The following is a 19,542-nucleotide window of genomic DNA, read 5'->3' as shown; positions in this document are numbered from 1 at the left end:
TTATGTTAGCTTTAAAGCTACAGTCATTCCTTCATCAGTTGGAATCAATATAGAGAAATATTTTTTTTCATCTGATAATCTATTATTAAACTCCCTCATAGCATGCCATGATTTTTCTGATACTTCTTTTGGAGGCGATTCTAAAAATACTGTGTTAAACAATAGAGTGTTATCTGCAACGATTAGCCCATCTTGTTTAATGTATGACTCTGCCCAATCTAAATATTTAGGATAACCACCTTTATCAGCATCGATAAATATCATGTCAAATGGTGCTTTTGCTGATAATTCATTAAGTTTTTCCAATGCATTGCCTTCTATTAGAGTAATTTTATCACTCAGATTAAAAGCACTAAAATTTTTTTTTGCTATTCTTGAGTATTGAGGGTTATTTTCTATTGTATATATGTGACCATCTTCCAGTAGAGCTTTTGCCATGCAAATCGACGAATAACCGTATAACGTGCCAATCTCAACAATACTTTTGATTTTATGGATTTTTATAAATAAACTTAATAGCTTTCCTTCTTCATGGCCGATCTGAATATGTTGCTTTTTTTCAAGAATACAATATTCTTCTATTGTTTTAAATTCTTTTGCAAATAGATTTCTTATGTATGACAATTTTATACTAAAATTATTACGCATAGATTATAAATTAGGGAAGCTTAATTCATACACAATTTATAAATATAATAATATAGTTTGAAATAATAAAAACATTTATTTTAAGTTATTATTTCATAGTATAAAATTTTAAGTGACAAGAATTATTATATATTGTACTATAGTTAACTAGTATAATAAGCAGTCGATTATTGTGCTGGAATTAAAGAGATTGTTTATGCGCATTTCTCTTTATTAAAATATAATTTTTATAATCAATTAGAGGGGGTTATATGTCTTATACTATTGCTAGCGAAGTTGAAACGTTAAACAAAAAATCTAACAAGAATGAAGGGGTTATGTTACTAAATAATCCAGCTTATCGTGAAAAGTATAAAGAACGTTTTGATGAAGCTCAGAGAAAAGTTATGGATATGGTTCAGTTTTATGATGGAACAATAGTATTAATAGAGAATAAAATTGCTATGTATTACTACGCTTGGCACAGTAAAAAAAGAGAATTTGAGCGTAAAAAACAACAAACAGTCGTAAAAAACAATGACTCAGCATAGAGTCTTTTATATGGTAAGCTACAGTGGTATTACTTCACTATAGCTTTTCCATATAATTTATCTATTACATCAGTGAGGTATTTCAGCTCTTTATACCCTTCATGTTTAACTTTATTATGCTCTATATATGACTTACCATCGTTAAGCTTGATGAAAAATATTGGGGTAGCTGTGATACCAAGTTTATTAATTGCCAGTGATTTATCATTTATGATTTTATCCATAATTTTCTTATCATTAATGCATTGGTTAAATGCATCTTGCTTTAAGTTGCTTAGTGCAGCAATTCTTTGTAGTAAAGTCAAATCACTTAAATTGTAGTAATTCCACGAATCTATTGAGTTAAAAACAGCTTTGTTAAAATTAAAGTAGTCTTCTTGTTTTTCGTAGCAATGACTTAGCATTGCAGCCTTTAGCCCTCTGTAATCCAAAGGAAAATGACGAAATATATATAACATCTTACCTGTGTCTATATATTTCTCTTTTATTTTAGGAAAAACATTCTTATGAAAAAGAGAGCAGTGATAGCAAGTTAATGAAGCATATTCTATCATTAGAATTGGTGCTTTTGGATCTCCTAATAATTTATCATCGGGTAATAGTGATAGTAACTCCTTTGATGTTATTTCATTAGTTTCTTTTTGAATATGTTGGTTAACAACTGCATAAGAATTAACACTTATAAAAATTGATAAAAGCAATAGTCTAAAAATCATTACGATATAAATACTTAACTTACTAAAAAAATTATATATTTATATAAATAGTGTCAAGGTAACTTTTGTTTAGCAAGGCTTTCAGCCCTGTCTTTAAATGCAGCAATTATTTTACTTTGTGTATATTTATATACTGAGTTTAATAGGGTTGAAAATGAGTTGGACTTAAACTTAAACTCTATATAAAACTTTACCATAGTTTTATTTTCATCTATGGGAATGAATTGCCATTTATTGCATAGATGTTTAAATATTCCATTTGATGATACAGCTTTTATCCAACCTTCGTTTGTTCTACTTGGAGAAAGAAAGGTTACCTCTGATGTATATCTTCCTTTAATTCCATGAAAAGCTGCTAGAAGGTCCACAACCATTTGATTGTCAATTTTTTCTTTTATATAAACGGCTTTGCACCAAGGAACAAAATCAGGATACCTTTCAACATCAATTACAATTTGGAATACTTCATTAGGCGAACATAGGAAGGTACCTTGTTCTCTGTATTGATGAAGCATAAATTTAGTACCAATCAAAAAAGGATCCGTATCTACCGTCAGCCTTAGTAGATTCCTGAGACCTGAAGTTAAGGTGGGCATCGCATATTAGTTTCAACGAAACCAGCAGAGGCAATTCCCTTCTCTAGAAATTATCGCTCGGGAAATTTAACTTAACTCATAACGCATAGCACAGACCCCTACTTGAATTATAGATGATTTACACAGGGCATGTCTATAGGTATATTAAAGTCAGTAATTGTTATTTAATCTTTATTAAACTTTGCATTTTAAGTATATCTTATGAATATTACTAAAGTTTTAATCATTATTGTTTTTATTGTAATTTCTTCAAGTGCTTACACTAATTGTACAGATCACAAAATTTTTGTGCATACTATGAAACAACAAGTAGACAGCATATCTACAAAAGGAAATAGAAAAAACCTAGAGCATGTACACGAAAAGCTTCAGGAGGTCATTCAGAATAATGTTAACCTCAAAGAAATATCTCGATTTGTCATGGGAAAATATTGGGTTTTGACTACCCGGAAGGAAAGGGAAGATTTCTTAAGAGAGTATGAAGTGTATCTTACACGTTTGTGCGTTAAAATTTTATCTAAATACATGAGTAATAGTGAAATGATCATAATGAGTACAAAAGCAGTTGACGATGAAACTTGCTTAATTGGCACAAGGTTCTCTTACGGTGATGAAGAATTTACAAATATTGATTTTAAAGTTACTAAAAATCACAGTTCTTTCTTGATAAGTGATGTTGTAATGAGTGGAATAAGTATTGCTATTAATCAACGTTCTCAATTTAGTGAGAAGATTGACACGCATGGCATAGCAAGTGTGATAGGTGAATTAAAATGTAACAATAATCTATGATATATATGCCTCATTGGCCTAAGCCACTTGGTAGCAGGCCGAATGATTTTTCTCTTGATCGCATAAAAAGCTTTCTTAGTAAACTAGATAATCCCGAGAAAAAAGTGCCTCCCGTAATTCATATAGCTGGAACTAATGGGAAAGGCTCAACACTAGCATTTATAAGATATATAATGCAAGCAGCAGGGTATAAGGTACACGCATACACTTCTCCACATTTGGTGAATTTTAATGAAAGAATAGTTATTGCAGGCAGTTATATCGACGATAATGAATTATATAGCTTGTTAGAAGAATGCCGTGCCGTAATTGCAGAACAACCTATCACTCTGTTTGAAGCTGCAACTATTGCAGCTTTTTTAGCTTTTTCTCGTCACAAAGCCGATATAACTTTAATTGAAGTGGGTATGGGTGGAAGACTTGATACAACAAATGTTATAGATAGTCCGATTTTAACAATAATTACTTCCATTGCACTTGATCATACGGAATATCTTGGCCCTACTATAGAAATTATAGCAGGTGAAAAGGCTGGAATAATGAAACCTAATGTTCCTTGCGTGATAGCACCACAAGAAAAATCTATAATGAACACGCTAGAATACCACGCAATAAATAAGAAATCTCCCTTATATAGAGGAGGTTTTGAATGGAATTGCAAAAAAAAGAACAACAAAATGGTTTTCCAATCAGCTATTCAATCAATAGAATTTCCTTTGCCGTCTTTAAAGGGTGATCACCAAATAATCAATGCAGGCAATGCTATTGCAGCATGTAGCATTTTGAGTGGAAAATATGGATTTGATATTGGAGAAGAGGATATCACTTCAGGTTTACAGTGCACTTATTGGCCTGCACGACTGGAGCGTATAAAAGAGGGCAATTTAATTTCTTTACTACCAAAAGATTGGCAATTATTTTTAGATGGTGCGCACAATAATGATGGTGCTAGAGTACTATTTCAGTGGGTAAAAGATAATTTTGCTGAAGGTATCTATATAATTTTTGGTGTTACTCGTAACAGAAATGTGGAAGAGTTCTTAGAGCACTTAAAGCCATATATCAAGCTACTATGTGCGGTTTGTGTTAAGTCTGAGCCCAAAGCAACAAATACAAACTTGACTAGGGAAAAAGCCAATAACATAGGAATAAAAGCAATTGAGTGTGAGTCAATTGGCGATGCAATATCAAATCACATATTAAAAGCCTCTATCCAAAACGTCAAAACCATACTAATCTGTGGCTCATTGTTCCTAGCTAGAGACTTCGCTATGGAGAATAGCTAACTTTGATGATATTAACTGACCGATGGGGAAATAACTTTGATTGCTCATAGTACTGCTTGGCTTTTCGTTATCGACTTCTATAAACTGATCATCACCTTTAAATTGCTCCTCAATTGAATTTATAGCTGTCTTTTTGAGAATATAATTACTTGCAGCATTTAAAATAGGTGAAGTAACAATTAAAAGCGTGAATGGTAATGAAAGTAATAAGCCGGATAACATCATAGAGTTAGTTATACCAAAGCCGTTGGCAACTAAATCTAATCCCACACCGAAAAACATTAAAGATGTACAGATTGTGTTGCTCAAAATAACTGAATTTTTTAGCCACTTTAATTTAGTCCTATCACTCTTTGAAAAATTTTCGCATTCTTGGTCAAAGTTAAACAATAATAAAATATTAGTCTGATGATTAAACTCTTTCCCATTTCTAGTATAAATGCTCTTAACAGCTAGACTCAAAATAGATCCTGCTAACAAGGGAGCAAGAAAACCTACTGCTATTGGTACATTAGAAGAAATACCATTAATTATTAAAAATGCAATTGATGTGAAGGATACTAAAAGAACTCCTAAGAGATTTGAATAAGAAGAATATTTTACATAAGCAGTTACATTATTGTTAATTGACTGCTGCTTATTATAGAGTTTATTTCTGCACTTATCATCTAAGTATTTTTGCAATTCTTCATAACTGCGACTCCACAACTTACCGCGTAATTCTTTTATAAAATTATTTCTTTTATTGAGACCTTTCTCCAATGGCTCTATTATAAATTCTTCAAAAAATGGCTTATTTAATGCAATAACCTTAAATTTCTCCTCCGCTTCTTTATTGTTTGGGTTTTTATCTGAGTGATATTTTAACGATAATTTACGGTATTGTTGACTAAGCTTTTTCTTAATATTCTTAATGTCAGAATTTACCACATCCTCCTTTTGAATATTAAATGTTAAAAACAACTGCTTTAAAGCGTGGTACTTATTTTCATTCAAAACATTTCTAGCCACATTACACCTACAAATTAACTAACTATTAATGTTCTATAATATACATATTTCCAAACTATGTCAATTATTTCATAAATATCTTTGGTAAAAATTATTTCTGTTATGACTAGCATGATAAGTGTATGAAGCGACTAAAATTGTCATTACAGCGCTTAGTGTACGACAGTGCTCCAACATTTAGGGTTGCAGTTTTCATGGCAGATCTGAGTAGCTGACCCATCTAAGAGGTGTCATTCAAGTAGCTGACACTGGAATGGCTTTGTTGCATCGCACCTTATACGGTAGTAATTTACAATAAATTCATGTAGCCATTTCGAATTTAGTCATTTCAGTGTTGGCTACTTGGATGACACCACCTGCTATGCTGCAAATTGCAACGTTCGTACACTAAAGTATAGTGTGTTACTAACGAAGGCAAACAAATATCTGCTTTATGAAAACGTTAATATTTTTCATTGAAATAATACATAAATACTAGAAAAACCTTGGCAGGTTATTCGCGTTTGATTATCATAGAGAATTATATAAATTAATAAATGATCTATGGCAAGTAACCCAGAAGAAAGAAATAGTGATAAACAAAAAGCGCTAGATAACGCAATAAGCCAGATTGAAAAAGCATTCGGTAAAGGTGCAATAATGAAGTTGAAGCAAAACCCTGTAGAAAAAATAGACACAATATCCACAGGATCAATTGCGCTTGATTCGGCTCTAGGTGTTGGAGGTCTGCCAAAAGGGCGTATAATTGAAATATTTGGCCCCGAGAGTTCTGGTAAAACCACTCTTGCCTTGCACGTGATTGCTGAAGCACAAAAAAAAGGAGGATCATGCGCATTTATCGATGCAGAACATGCATTGGATGTCTTATATGCTCGTAAACTTGGGGTAAGCACTGATGATTTAGTGATTTCACAACCAGACACTGGAGAGCAGGCGTTGCATATTGTTGAGTATTTAGTGTGTTCTGGTGCGGTTGATGTGATAGTTATTGACTCTGTCGCAGCATTAACTCCAAGAGCTGAAATTGAAGGTGATATGGGTGATCAACATATGGGGCTGCAAGCAAGGCTTCTAAGTCATGGGCTACGGAAACTAACCTCTGCCGTTTCAAAAGCGAACTGTATATTGATATTTATTAATCAAATTCGTATGAAAATAGGAGTAGTGTATGGAAATCCTGAAACTACCACGGGTGGAAATGCATTAAAATTCTATACTTCTGTAAGGCTTGATATAAGAAAAGTTGGTGTAATAAAAGACAAAGAAAATATTACAGGTAATGAAACAAGAGTTAAAGTTGTAAAAAATAAAGTTGCTCCTCCATTTAGAGAAGCGAAATTTGATATAATGTACAATGAAGGTATATCAAAACTCGGAGAAATAATAGATATGGGAGCAAAGCTTGGTGTGCTTGAAAAAGCAGGCGCTTACTATTCATATAACAACACACGTCTTGGGCAAGGAAGAGAGAATGTAAAAACTTACCTAAAAACAAACAAAGAAGTCGCAAATGAAATAGAAACGAAAATCAGAGATTTACTCAGAAATCATGATAATTCTATCATAATAGACGAGGATAGTGAGCAACTTTTAGAAGAATCAGTTTTCTGATCTAAACTTAGGCATTAGATTTTGTGTTGGACGGGTTGTTACAGTATGACGGTAATTCTATGTGCTAATATAACAATCTGTAATGTTACCTTGTATCAAAAAGACTTTGCTGAAGCAGTTAAAAAAAGCTTTTCATGAGAAATTATAAATGATAAATTGTTAACAATAGGTTATTGTTAATAAGATTATGTGTTTTGGTTTACCTAATATAAACAGGGAAGGTTATTCATTTATAGTAGTTTCCTTTATAGTAACGTGTATAGCATTCTCTATATCTTGGGGGTTTGGCGTTACGTGCTTGTTTCCGACATTATTGTGTACTTATTTCTTTCGTGATCCAGCAAGAGCTGTGCCAAACAATAAGAATCTTATATTAAGTCCTGCTGATGGTGTGATTTCAAAAATTGAAGAAGTTAATTATCCTTTATCAGCAGAAAACGGAGAGGAGAAGAAGTTTACGCTTGTTAGCATATTTTTAAGTGTTTTGAACGTCCATGTGAACCGTATACCAATATCTGGTACGATAAAGGAAATGAGTTATAAAAAAGGCAAGTTTGTATCCGCAATGAGCAATAGGTCTAGTAATGAAAATGAAAAGCAGGTTATTGTAATTGAATACGAAAAGGGGAAAGAAATTATTGTGGAGCAAATAGCTGGATTAATTGCACGTCGTATCGTTTGTAATTTAGGAATATCCCAGAACGTAAAAGCAGGTGAAAGGTTTGGAATTATAAGGTTTGGCAGTAGAGTGAATATCTATGTTCCTGCTGATACAGAAGTCAGAGTTTCAGAAGGGCAAACTGTTATTGGTGGTGAAACAATTATAGCAAACTTAAATAAGGAAAACGTTCAAGAGAAGCTTACTTTTGACGTTATATGAATAACGATGGAAGTAACAGTAGATTCTTACCTATTACTAAATTATTCCCAAACTTTATAACTTTATTGGGTTTATGTTCTGGTCTCACTTCACTTAAATTTACATTTAATGAACAATGGGAATTCTCAGTAATTTTTATCATCATTGCAGCAATAATAGATGGAATGGATGGCAGAATAGCTAGAATTCTAAAATCAACTAGCGATTTTGGAGCCCAGCTTGATTCTTTTGCAGATTTTCTAAATTTTGGTGCAGCGCCTGCATTTCTTTTGTATTTTTGGAAGCTAAACGAAATCAAAGTCATAGGTTGGATTTTAGTAATGATATACGTAATCTGCATATCAATAAGACTTGCAAGATTTAATGTTTCGCTACACTCAGAACAACCATACTGGGAAAAATTTTTCTTTTCTGGTGTTCCAGCTCCAGTGTGTGCTTTACTTTCTTTGTTACCAATAATTATTACCTTTCAATCTCATGAGAGTGAATACTTACTTCTCATAGAGCGATTTTTTAACACAAGAAACGTAGCTTGTTACTTTCTGGCCATTTCATTTTTTTCGATAAGTCACATTCCAACTTTCTCTGCAAAATATATTTATATTCCCAAAAGCCTATCCTATATATTTGTGTCATTTTTTGGAGTACTTATTGTATTTTTCATCAGTAAGCCCTGGATGACTCTACCAATTTTAGGTATAGTGTATACACTTACCATTCCAATAAGCATCGGGTTTTACATATATTTTACATATAAAACTCGTTAGCTAACAAAAAATAGAAAACTGCATGATTTTGAAGATAAGTGAACTATTAAATTCATTTCTGTATATAAAGATATTCAACATTCCATTTATAATTATTTGGGTAATTGCAACTGGAATCTTTTGTACTGCCCAGTTCAAATTCATTAACTTTAGGTTACTTAAATATGGAATACAGACGCTATTCAATCTAAAGTGTAATAACAGCAACAATGGCATAATCACTCATATTCAAGCGTTTGCAACAGTAATTTCAGGAACAGTTGGTCTTGGAACAATATCAGGAGTTGCAATAGCTATCACAATAGGGGGCCCAAGTGCAGTTTTTTGGATGGTAATTACCGGAATACTTGGTATGTCGATAAAGTTTGCCGAGGTGGTGCTTGCATTTACTTATCGCTCTGAAAATACAACTGGCGGGGCTTTTTATTACATGAAGTACGGGCTTGCAAAAATTGGATTTGCAAAAACTGGTAGATTTCTTGCCTTCACTTATGCGATTATGCTACTTATTGCAATGATTTTGGGCGGTATACCATTTCAAGCAAATCAAATAGCAGCACTATCAAATAACCTCCTAGAATACAACGCATCCATTATTATATCCCTGCTTGTCTTTATTGTAATATTGGGAGGAATAAAGCGCATTGCTTTCGTTTCAACGAGCTTAGCACCAATTATGATAGTGCTATATGTGGGTATGTGTATATATTTAATTTATGTAAACGGAAGTAATTTGCTGAATGCTCTATCCATAATATTCCAAGATATCTTCAATAAATCAGCTATAGGAAGCGGAGTATTGAGCGGATTAATAGCCGGAGTGAGAAGATCAGTGTTTGCTAACGAAGCAGGTACCGGAACAGCAGCTATAGCACATTCAGCTGTAAAAGAAGAAGATCCAATTAAAGTTGGGTGCGTTGCAATGATTGCACCACTTATAGACACAATATTAATCTCATTTTTGACTGGTATTGTGATAATTATCACTGGTATGCATAGCACTGATAACGTGGGTGATATTACACTAATTAGTTCGATATTTTCAACAGCTTTGCCCTTGTTCAGCAAGTTAGTTTTTCCGCTAATGATGTTTTCCTTTGCATTTTCCACAATAATAGCTTATTGTTACTACTGTGAAGTTGCTTTGCTGTATTTATTTGGTAGTAAAAAAATACTGATACCGTTCCAAATTCTTATAGTGGTTTCAGTGTATATCAGTTGTATGTCAAAGAATATAGAATTTATATCTTATCTAGGTGACAGTTTGTTTATGTGCCTTATGATTCCAAATGCTGTTGCAATATATCTACTGAGAAGGGAAGTCTTGAGTACAATAGATTCCTATTACAATTCTAAAAGGTATTAAACATGACTTATAGATTACTTTGTATGGTGTTATTTTGTCTATTGTTTAATGATGCGCATGCTGCTTCAGGTTTTTACGAAAGTTATGACGCTGTGTTGAATGGAATAAATAACTTCATGAATGAAGTGCTGTTTTTCAAGATCCTTTACGTGCCATTTATAATCCTTCTACTAGTTTTTGGTTATGTGTTTCTAACATTACGTTTTGGATTTCTCAACATAAGAATGTTTAAGCATGCATTTGCTATTTTATGTGGAAAATATGACACGAATCACCATGATGGTCATATTACGCATTTTCAGGCATTTATGACTGCACTTTCAAGCACAGTAGGCCTTGGAACTGTTGCTGGAGTCGCAATTGCAGTTTCAATGGGAGGGCCAGGAGCGGTGCCTTGGATGATGATTACAGGTTTTTTTGGTATGTCAGCAAAATTTGCTGAGGTAACGTTGGCGTTTAGACATAGAACAGAAGATCAGGACCAATTGTTTAGTGGTCCCTTTCAGTATATAAGGAATGGTCTGGAGGAATTTGGATTTAAAAAACTTGGTATTGTGCTGGCTGCCATGTATGCAGTATTCTTTGTATTATCAGGTCTTGGTGGAAGTGTAGCGTTTCAAACCAACCAAATGGTTTCCATATTATCTGGCTATTCAAGTTGGGTAGATGGTCACTCTTGGTTTCTTTCTTCCATAATCTCTGCGCTGCTTGCTCTAGTGATTATTGGTGGAATTAAAAGGATAGCTAGAGTATCTTCTGCACTAGTGCCTATTATGTCACTTATATATATCTTTAGTTGTATTATTATTATTGCATTTAATATTCATAACCTTGGTTATACGTTGAAAATATTATTTTCCACTATGATAGATTTCAATGCTGTTGGCGGAGGGATGGTAGGAGCATTTGTTGCTGGAATTCAAAGGGCAATCTTTGCCAGCGAAGCGGGTGTTGGTTCTGCTTCAATTACTCATGCAACAACTAAAGATGAAGAACCAGTAAGAACAGGGCTTGTTGCAATGATAGAGCCGTGTTTTGATACAATGCTCATTTGCTGTTTAACTGGAATAACGATAGTAATAACAGGTGCATACCAAACAGGTGTTGGTGAGGGAATATTAATTACTCAAAAGGCATTTGAGACAGTTTCTCCATGGTTTCCTATCCTTCTAACAGTAGCTGCTCCTTTGTTTGCATTTTCTTCGGTAATTTCATTTGTATATTGTTGTGAAATGGGGTGGCTATATTTATTCGGTGCAAAAAGTATAGTGATATACCGCATAGCGGTAATAATTGTGGCGTTTTTCTCTGGCCTTTCTAAAGATATAATGGCTATTGCCAATATCGGTGGAACTTTGTTCTCTTGTTTAGCTTTGATCAACATGACAGCTCTTATACTGTTTAGCAATCAGATTAACGATGAAGTTCAGTGCTACCTAAAAAGGCTGAGGAATAATAAAATTAATTAAATTTTGGCATATGAAGGTACAACAACAGATGTCATTTCAGTACCATCTTCTTGTTACCTCAGAACTCTCTCTTGTCATCCCAGTGCGTGACACTGGGATCCAGTCTATTTCATCATGGACATTATTTTTAAGATATGCTCCTAGAATCCGTTGTCAACTGCATAATTTGCAAATACTTTTATATCTGGATTCCAGTGTCAAGCACTGGAATGACACCCTTCTGGTACTCAGATGATACGAAAAGAAACGCTGGAACGACGTCGTTCAAGGCAACAAATTGCCTTCAAATTACAACAACTGTGGATATGATGGAGAGGTACGTAATCCTTATACTATCCTACATACTCGGTTCAATACCGTTTAGCTTAATCATTACAAGAATAAAAGGGATAAACTTAAGAGAAATAGGTTCAGGTAATATTGGTGCTACAAACGTTGCAAGAACAGGAAATAAATTTCTTGCTGCTTTGGCATTACTTCTGGATTCCTTTAAGGGATTTATTGCCGTTTATATAGCACAACAATTTTTTGATGATAATCTTTGTATATACATATCTGCAATTTTAGCAGTTTTAGGACACATGTTTCCTGTATGGCTAAAATTCAGTGGAGGAAAGGGCGTTGCAACCACTCTAGGGATACTGATAGCATTTAACATTGATATTACTTTAGTATTCGTAATAATTTGGATAATAGTCTTTCTTGCCTTTAGATACTCTTCCCTTGCTTCACTCAGTGCTACTTCAACGGCTGTAGCATGGTCCTTTTTTTTTCAGAGGAATTTGTTCTTAACATTACTAATTATAGGAGCACTAGTTTTCTTAAAGCACCACAGAAATATTGTGAATCTTCTGCAAGGTAAGGAAAATAAATTTTTATAAGCATGCTGACTCTGCTGCTATATTACTAACAGATACTTCATGCGAGAAACGACTTGAGACTACTTCCTCTACTTCTTTTATCATTTCTTCCATGCTTTTTCCACTTTTCTTACATGCATCATCAAGTGCTAATTTTAGCTTACGTATATCATTCTCTTCTAGCATCTTATTCATTTCTTTTTTCGTTATCTCTAATTTTTTTAGTAAGATGTTCTCCATTATCTCTCTTTCATCACCTTTATACTGGCTACTTAGTCTGCTATACGCAATGCAACACTTCTTTTCTCGTGGCAAGGCTGACAGATTTTGCAATGTAGCATCTACTTGAACTTCTATAGGGTTAACTTTCCTAGCCTTTTCAACAGCTTCTGACCTAAATTTCTCGACTTCTCCTATTATTATTTTGCTAGCTATTCTTTTAGCTTCATCCACAGATGAATCCTTGAGAGAAAAATCTGTCTTGAGTAAATTTTGGTTTAAAAGCTCTAGAAAAACTTTTTCTTTTATATCAGCACAACATCTTGTGTTTGTTTCTTGTGCAATATAAAAAGATAAGCGCTCATCCAAGAATTCTACTAACTTTATAGAACTAATATCTTTCATTAACATCAGCACAATTTGTTCACTATATTGAGAAGTGAAACTCAATAATTTTCTCATTAAAGGAATACTTACTTCTGAAATAAAATTATCAACTATCTTCTGACTTTCATCGTTAGGGTCATTCTGAGCTTTGTACCAAGCCTTAAGAATTTCTTTACTGTTTTTTTTGTTTTTTAACCTGTCTAACATGAACTTACGTGCTTCATTTTTTGCCTCTGAAATTGATATTTGCTGCGGAGCAGTAAATCTAATTTCTGGATCAGGATGAATACCCTCTAGTGTGCTTAACATTCTGTAGACAATACCGGTAAAACAGGTGTTAGGGATTCGCTCTTTTCTAGAGAAAGTTTGGCTATCAAGCAAATTTGTAATTAACGCGTCTTTTTTATTTTTTACAGCTTCTCTGTCTCCATCATTGCAGGCTTTCAGAACTAAAAGTAAAATCTGTCCACCTGTAAAGCCGGAGCTATGCTTTTGATCATCTTTGCAAAAGTCATTTAAAAATGTAATTACTCTTCCTTTATCCTCATCACTAAATTGACGATAATTAAGTTCATTTAAATCATTTATATATTCAATAAATTGCTTAAATTCTCTATCATTAATAACGTCTTCGGATACTTTTTCACCATACTTATCTTTTAATTTATCAATATTTTTAATGATATCATCATTTAATTGATGGGGCAGTAAATGTTCAAGCTTAACATCAAAACTATTAACCATACCACGTAAATTCTCTTTTATACCCTCCAAAAAGAAATTTATAGAAGCTTTAAGCAGCGTAAATGGGTTAAAATCTTTTGGTCTCAGTTCACTCTGCAATAAAACCAATAGCATTGTAAGTGGTATAGTTCCCAGTAACGAAATAAGCAAAAAAGTGGTAGTGAAAGTTAGATATGTTATAAAAGCAGAAAACAAGAGGAAGGCTGCTACCTTGATTGTATTGTTCTTAAAAAATATTTCCCAATATTCCCTTTTGCTCATCTTTTGCTGTTTTGCCGTTTTTATTTCTTTGTAGATATAAAGAGTTTTAATTTCAGACCTGAAGAATATAGTACCAAGAGAAAAAAGAACATTAACGGGATTAGTGATAATGCTTAAAGAAACAAAAGTTGCAAAATAACTAACAAACTTTAGCCTGCTAGATTCCTTTGAAGGAAATTGTATTTGAGAAATACCTATCATAGCTTACCTTCAACATCATTACACTTTAGTAATAGCATAATAATTTAAAACGTCAATGTTTAAGTATCTTATTATCCGCACATTCATCATACTCGATTTCAACTGTAGAGTGTGCTATTTCGAACTTATCTAGCAATATTTTTTTTATTTCATATAAAACATTGGTGTGCTGCACATTTTGCTTTATTTTAGCATGCATGGTAATTATAAAATAATTATCAGACAGCGACCATGTATGTATGTGGTGCACATCTATCACTTCAGGTAATTCTGATGTGATCTTACTTTTTATCTCTTCAGCAGATATACCCTCAGGTGTACCTTCAAGGAGTATATGGCAAGAATTCTTTAGAATTTTGTAGCCACTATTTAGAATTATCACACTAACAAATACTGATAAGATTGGATCTACTATTTGCCATCCAGTAAGCATGATAATTATGGATGCAAGTATAGCAGCTACAGAACCTAAGATATCTCCTATAACGTGTAGTACAGCACTTTTTATGTTTATATTGCTCTCGCATTTACTATGTAATATAAAAAAGACTATGATATTAGAGATCAGGCCAAGTGTAGCAATTATTAACATTACTTTCCACTCAACATTGACTGGAAAAATAAACCTTTTTATTGACTCAATTATAATGATTACTGCAATGAGGAATAGAGTTAAACCATTAACAAATGCTGCAATTATCTGCAACCGATGATACCCGTATGATCTCTGCAAATCGGATTTCTTAGCTGAAAACCTATGTGCTAACCAGCTTAAAACCAAGGCGAAGAGGTCAGTGAGCATATGCCCTGCATCTGATAATAGAGCAAGCGAATGTGAAATTATTCCACCTACTATTTCCATAAACATTGTTATCGCAACTATTATTATGGAATAGATTAAGCGCTTGGACTGCGCTGCTGAGTGTTTACCGTTATGCACTGCTGTCATATAAAATCTTTTCATGAACAAAAACGTGGGTAACACTGGGTTCGAACCAGCGACCGCTTGCACGTCAAGCAAGTGCTCTACCAACTGAGCTAATTACCCATCGTGGTTTTAGTATAGTGCTTTGGTGGAATGAAAGTCAATAAACCACTTTGCTTTTGTCCTTGTCCAATGTGATTCCGAAATATAGCTGTATAGAATTTCAGCCATATTCTAAATTTTACATATTAAGTTAACTATCTATACTTTATTTATTAAGATATAAATTATATTAATACAGGAATTTACGTTTTTTTTAGGGAAATTACTTTATGCTTGATATTTGAAGAGTTAATAAATTATAGGTTAGAATCATGGCAATCAATCAACAAGTAAATAAAAATATAACTAAAGAAGAATACTTCAACAATAACGGCAAAGGGTTTAATTCGCCACATGTTATAGAAGTTGAAGATTTAAATATTAAAGTAGAGGTTTATTCTCACAATTTAAGAGCAAGTAAAGTTGCTAACATTGAAAGTGAGATAAGAGAAACAGCTACTAGTTTTAAAGATACATTCAAGTTAGAACGCGGCAGTTCAGAACAAACATTTAAAATTTACATGTTTGATGACAAGGATGATTACACTCACCTTGGTGGAAGCGAGCGTTTCGGTTCTTACCTTGGAGACGAAGGTGGTAAATGTTACTACAAAGGGAAAGCTGATGTTTTTGCTGAAATGTACGTCTACCAGCAAGGTGGCGTTCATAATCTTCAGCATGAATTTGCACATGGTTTAACTTACTTGGCTACAGGAGGCAAATCTTTACCTACAGTATTAATGGAAGGAATTGCAGATTACTTTGAGCATCATTCAGATCATAAATTCAATTCTCAAGGATCAAGTATTGACAAGACCGAAGCTGCAAATTTGGATTTAGATAAAATTTTAAGTTTAGAATACTCAAAGGACAGCGAAGCAAATAGCCTAGTTTATAAAACAGGTCATGCGTTGATAATGTACTTACAGGAAAAAGATCCTAGTTTATTAAGAGACTACCTAGATGCTTTACGTCAAGGTAACTCAGATGAGTCAAAAAGTTTCTTGAAAGACATAAAAGGACACGATACTGACTTCAAAAGTTGGCTTGCTGAGAATGATACAGAAACTGCAATGGAACATCTCAACGCTTTGCAAGTTACAAAAGGAGATTTCATAGCAACTGGTCAAGAAATAGTGGGTGGAGAAATTAAAAACGTATCCTACTATAAAGCAAATATAGAAAAAATGGATGGAGAAAACGTTGGAAGTTTTTCTCCTGTAGAACACGTTGCATTTTATGATGTTGCTCGTGCTATAAATAGGGCAACAAATGATACACTTGATATATCAAAGGAATATCATTTCCTCAAGGTAGTAAAAACTTCCGATGGACAAGATAAACTAACTTACTCTGACCAACAAGGTAATGAGTACCGAAACAGTCTAGAGTATAAAAATCAGGCTTTTAGAATGCTATCAAAGTATGATGAAAATTTAAAGAAAGCTTATGATGATGCATTAAAAAATCTGGATGAGCAGAGGCAAATGGAATATCCCAAGATAAATAAAGAATATAGCGAAGGGAAGATTTCTTACGAAGAGTATTCAGACAAATATTATTCAATTCCCTCCAAATATGAGGAATTAAAAAGTACCTTACTTGATGAAACCATAAACACTGGCTTAGAACAAGTAAAAGCGACTAAGAACATCGATGTAGAAAAGATGTTAGAAGAGATGATCAATATCGATTCAAACTTGATAAGAGGTACAAATCATATTGATCTACAAGAAGGTAAGATTTTTTCTATGCAAGCTCATGGTCAAGGAGATATGGGTGCACTGTCTATATATGACGGAAATACAAAGCTTGGAGAATTATTGAGCGAATCAGGATTTTTTAAGCAAGTTGAAGGCCAAACTAAAGAAACTTTCGTTTTTGAGGATATATTACACAACTTAAATGTTTCATACGAAGGCGGTGCTTACATGGCAGTTACAAAAGAAAATGGTCATTATAAAGCTTCCCTAATAGATGGCAGAACAGTTGAACGCGATGAATACTTTGATGAAGCGCATTTACATGAAAATGAATTGTTGCATCCTAGCACTGGACACATCCAAAAAGATTTAGATTCTCTGCTTCTTAGAGGTACCAAAATTTTGAATCATCAGGATTCAGAACATGCACAATATTCTGATGAGCAAAAGGCAAATGGAGTAATCGTGGAAAAAGGAAAATTACTGGATAATAAGGGAACAGATAGGACAGACGATGATGTATATGAAGCTGTCGTAAAGCAAGGAGACGAGCGCTTACATGAATTTAAAAATATGGGCTTTTATATTACCGAGAAAGGTGATCTATTTATTCATGACCATGGAGCAAATGTAAGGTTTCAACTACCACAAAGTATTACTCATCTAAAATTAGTGGAAAAAGACGGAGCATATAAGCTTGTTCCGGTGACAAAAGATGGTAATGAACATCCAATAGGTATGCCAAATATATCAGATGAATATAGATACATAGATCCAATATTTGCACATGAATATGAAAAGAGAGATTATTCCCATAAACATGTAAATGTGGGCCTTATAAACTTAGAGAAATATGGCTCTGGCAAACTTTTTGCTATAAAGTACGACCCAAATGATTACCACATACAAAGAAACTCTAGCGGTGAAATAGTTAGAATAAAAGATCAAACATATTTCACTAAAGTAAAATTGTTTGATGGCGACGAAGAAATTGGAATGTTATCTAATAACTTCCATAACTTCAAAGGTAAAATATTCTTTTCTGCTGACTACAACTACAGTTATAACGATTTCCTAGCATCTGTTTCTCCTCAAGTTGAAATTGAGGATATGGGAAATGGAAGTAAAAAAATAACTTTCGATCAAGGTAGTGGTGATATCGGTGATACTAATAGAGGCTACACGGACTATCAGAGAATATATACAAAAACCGAAAGTCCAAAAGGGCAAGTAAGTGAAACTAAGACAGAAGTTCATAGTACTACTAATGTTGTTGCACAAGCTGCTGAAGAGAAAACTGCATCAAACGACAATAGTGAAATGCAGTCTGACCAGCCACAAATTCCAACAAGGGCAAAAAGGTCAGCTTCAGTGGAGGAGAAAGAGCAAGAACAGGTAGTATTAAAAGACACAATTCTCAAAATAGAAAAGAGCTACGAGCAGGACTCAGAAGGGAAACATAAGGCAAATGTAACGATAGATTATAATGATGTAAAAGCCTTATATGATAGAGCGGAAGGAGCAGAAAAGCAATCTGTGTTAGATTTTTGGAACAAACTGCACACATCAGAATACAAGGTTGGTGCTTTGCCGGAAGACAAATACTATTTTGAAAAAGGCAAATTCGTAATCCACGATAGTGATACGAAAAAGCTTATAGTGTTACCTGAAGATAAGGTGTCCATCAAGATAATGAAGGATGGTGATAGTTATAGTTTAGCTATATCAAGTGGTAATGGCAAAGTAATAAGCAGCATTAGTAAAATAGATAATCCAAATTACGAATTGCTGTCAGATTCAAGTCATTTCAATTCAGAGGAGCAAGATAATATTGTATTATCAGATCAACATCACGAATATAATCTTTATCTAGAGAATGGTTTTGTGAAAATGTTCGATTGCGCAAGCGATCACATTTATCACGACCACAACTCGGCCTATATCTAATACATACAAGGAGGGCAGTGCCCTCTTCTTGTCATTCCAGTGTCAAGCACTGCCGTCTTGGATGGAAACCAGCGTCACGCCCTGGAATGACAGGGTTTGTCATCCGAGTAGCCCCTTCGGTGTCATCCCAGTGCCCAGACACTGGGATGGCTTTGTTGCATCGCTACTTATGAAAGGCTAACTATAGTTAGGATTATAAGCAACCTATTGAAAATCTTTGTTTTTTTGCAATCAATCTGATCAAATTTAAGAATAGTAATTTGTTATTTATATTAATAAATTTAATTCTATTGAAAATAGCTAAAGCATTGAAATTCTTGAATTTTAGCCAGATTAGTGAGTGGTAGTGAAATTTCTTTTACTCAAATTTAGGTATTCACTGACCGTTCTTGTTATAAATACCAGAATAATAAGCTACTGATATTCCCTATCTTTTTTTATCTTTAATCCATCATAGCTAGCGATGCAACAAAGCCCACTGGGATCCAGAAAACTTAACTTTAAATAAGTGGCTGCATAAT

The 19,542-nt window shown here is 33.6% G+C and carries 18 protein-coding genes, 1 tRNA gene and 1 other RNA gene; 12 read left to right on the top strand and 8 right to left on the bottom strand.

Annotated features, from left to right (window positions below):
- Complete coding sequence (locus HUB95_RS00730; RefSeq protein ID WP_015589357.1) at window positions 1-648, bottom strand: O-methyltransferase; 648 nt, start codon at window positions 646-648, stop codon at window positions 1-3.
- Between the two features lie 251 nt (window positions 649-899).
- Between HUB95_RS00730 and HUB95_RS00725 the strand changes: the two genes are divergently transcribed.
- On the top strand, window positions 900-1,178 hold the full coding sequence (locus HUB95_RS00725) for a DUF2671 domain-containing protein (protein ID WP_007551133.1): 279 nt from the start codon (window positions 900-902) through the stop codon (window positions 1,176-1,178).
- Between the two features lie 29 nt (window positions 1,179-1,207).
- Here HUB95_RS00725 and HUB95_RS00720 read toward each other — a convergent pair whose 3' ends face one another.
- From HUB95_RS00720 to ssrS, 3 genes are all read right to left on the bottom strand, one after another.
- Window positions 1,208-1,894 (bottom strand): DsbA family protein, encoded by a 687-nt coding sequence (locus tag HUB95_RS00720; protein WP_015589356.1) that lies wholly within the window; start codon window positions 1,892-1,894, stop codon window positions 1,208-1,210.
- 53 nt (window positions 1,895-1,947) lie between these two features.
- Window positions 1,948-2,409 carry a type II toxin-antitoxin system RatA family toxin gene (locus tag HUB95_RS00715; RefSeq protein WP_041573611.1) on the bottom strand — a complete coding sequence of 154 codons (462 nt, stop codon included), beginning with the start codon at window positions 2,407-2,409 and terminating at the stop codon, window positions 1,948-1,950.
- A gap of 19 nt (window positions 2,410-2,428) precedes the next feature.
- Window positions 2,429-2,590: non-coding RNA, 6S RNA (gene ssrS / locus HUB95_RS00710), on the bottom strand.
- Between the two features lie 101 nt (window positions 2,591-2,691).
- Between ssrS and HUB95_RS00705 the strand changes: the two genes are divergently transcribed.
- On the top strand, window positions 2,692-3,282 hold the full coding sequence (locus tag HUB95_RS00705) for an MlaC/ttg2D family ABC transporter substrate-binding protein (RefSeq protein ID WP_015589354.1): 591 nt from the start codon (window positions 2,692-2,694) through the stop codon (window positions 3,280-3,282).
- A complete protein-coding gene (locus HUB95_RS00700) occupies window positions 3,279-4,568 on the top strand; it encodes a bifunctional folylpolyglutamate synthase/dihydrofolate synthase (protein ID WP_197907432.1) in 1,290 nt (429 codons plus the stop codon). Before HUB95_RS00705 ends, HUB95_RS00700 begins: the two co-directional genes overlap by 4 nt.
- On the opposite strand, the gene HUB95_RS00695 is transcribed toward HUB95_RS00700, so the two are convergent.
- The gene (locus HUB95_RS00695) at window positions 4,536-5,498 is read right to left on the bottom strand and encodes a J domain-containing protein (protein ID WP_410543625.1); all 963 of its coding nucleotides are present in this window, start codon (window positions 5,496-5,498) and stop codon (window positions 4,536-4,538) included. The genes HUB95_RS00700 and HUB95_RS00695 overlap by 33 nt on opposite strands.
- Window positions 5,499-6,122: 624 nt before the next feature.
- On the opposite strand from HUB95_RS00695, the gene recA reads away from it, so the two are divergent.
- The 7 genes from recA (at window position 6,123) to plsY (ending at window position 12,553) form a co-directional block, all read left to right on the top strand.
- Window positions 6,123-7,190, top strand: a complete 1,068-nt coding sequence (gene recA / locus HUB95_RS00690; protein ID WP_010963008.1) for a recombinase RecA — start codon at window positions 6,123-6,125, stop codon at window positions 7,188-7,190.
- A gap of 187 nt (window positions 7,191-7,377) precedes the next feature.
- Window positions 7,378-8,070 carry a phosphatidylserine decarboxylase gene (locus HUB95_RS00685; RefSeq protein ID WP_007548750.1) on the top strand — a complete coding sequence of 231 codons (693 nt, stop codon included), beginning with the start codon at window positions 7,378-7,380 and terminating at the stop codon, window positions 8,068-8,070.
- Window positions 8,067-8,837, top strand: coding sequence for a CDP-alcohol phosphatidyltransferase family protein (locus tag HUB95_RS00680; protein WP_015589351.1), 771 nt, complete (start codon window positions 8,067-8,069; stop codon window positions 8,835-8,837). The genes HUB95_RS00685 and HUB95_RS00680 overlap by 4 nt, the downstream gene beginning before the upstream one ends.
- Window positions 8,838-8,859: 22 nt before the next feature.
- A complete protein-coding gene (locus tag HUB95_RS00675) occupies window positions 8,860-10,203 on the top strand; it encodes an alanine/glycine:cation symporter family protein (RefSeq protein WP_015589350.1) in 1,344 nt (447 codons plus the stop codon).
- A gap of 2 nt (window positions 10,204-10,205) precedes the next feature.
- Window positions 10,206-11,672: an alanine/glycine:cation symporter family protein gene (locus tag HUB95_RS00670; protein ID WP_015589349.1), complete on the top strand. Its 1,467-nt coding sequence runs from the start codon at window positions 10,206-10,208 to the stop codon at window positions 11,670-11,672.
- A 10-nt stretch (window positions 11,673-11,682) separates the two neighbouring features.
- Window positions 11,683-11,907 (top strand): hypothetical protein, encoded by a 225-nt coding sequence (locus HUB95_RS00665; RefSeq protein WP_209452546.1) that lies wholly within the window; start codon window positions 11,683-11,685, stop codon window positions 11,905-11,907.
- Between the two features lie 73 nt (window positions 11,908-11,980).
- On the top strand, window positions 11,981-12,553 hold the full coding sequence (plsY, locus tag HUB95_RS00660) for a glycerol-3-phosphate 1-O-acyltransferase PlsY (protein WP_015589348.1): 573 nt from the start codon (window positions 11,981-11,983) through the stop codon (window positions 12,551-12,553).
- Here plsY and HUB95_RS00655 read toward each other — a convergent pair.
- From HUB95_RS00655 to HUB95_RS00645, 3 genes are all read right to left on the bottom strand, one after another.
- Window positions 12,548-14,344: a hypothetical protein gene (locus tag HUB95_RS00655; RefSeq protein ID WP_015589347.1), complete on the bottom strand. Its 1,797-nt coding sequence runs from the start codon at window positions 14,342-14,344 to the stop codon at window positions 12,548-12,550. The genes plsY and HUB95_RS00655 overlap by 6 nt on opposite strands.
- A gap of 52 nt (window positions 14,345-14,396) precedes the next feature.
- Entirely contained in the window at window positions 14,397-15,293 is an 897-nt protein-coding gene (locus HUB95_RS00650) for a cation diffusion facilitator family transporter (protein WP_015589346.1), read from the bottom strand.
- Window positions 15,294-15,319: 26 nt separating this feature from the next.
- Window positions 15,320-15,392: transfer RNA gene (locus HUB95_RS00645), tRNA-Val, on the bottom strand.
- Window positions 15,393-15,643: 251 nt separating this feature from the next.
- Between HUB95_RS00645 and HUB95_RS00640 the strand changes: the two genes are divergently transcribed.
- Together HUB95_RS00640 and HUB95_RS00635 are read left to right on the top strand one after the other, a co-directional pair.
- Window positions 15,644-19,021 (top strand): peptidase M2, encoded by a 3,378-nt coding sequence (locus HUB95_RS00640; RefSeq protein WP_174516957.1) that lies wholly within the window; start codon window positions 15,644-15,646, stop codon window positions 19,019-19,021.
- Window positions 19,022-19,038: 17 nt separating this feature from the next.
- Window positions 19,039-19,194: a hypothetical protein gene (locus tag HUB95_RS00635; RefSeq protein WP_153296799.1), complete on the top strand. Its 156-nt coding sequence runs from the start codon at window positions 19,039-19,041 to the stop codon at window positions 19,192-19,194.
- Window positions 19,195-19,542: the final 348 nt, after the last annotated feature.

The organism is Wolbachia endosymbiont of Ceratosolen solmsi (genome assembly GCF_017869155.1).
Classification (GTDB): Bacteria; Pseudomonadota; Alphaproteobacteria; order Rickettsiales; family Anaplasmataceae; genus Wolbachia; species Wolbachia pipientis.
Note: the sequence above shows the minus strand (reverse complement) of the source record. Positions and strands in the feature narration are given on the sequence as shown.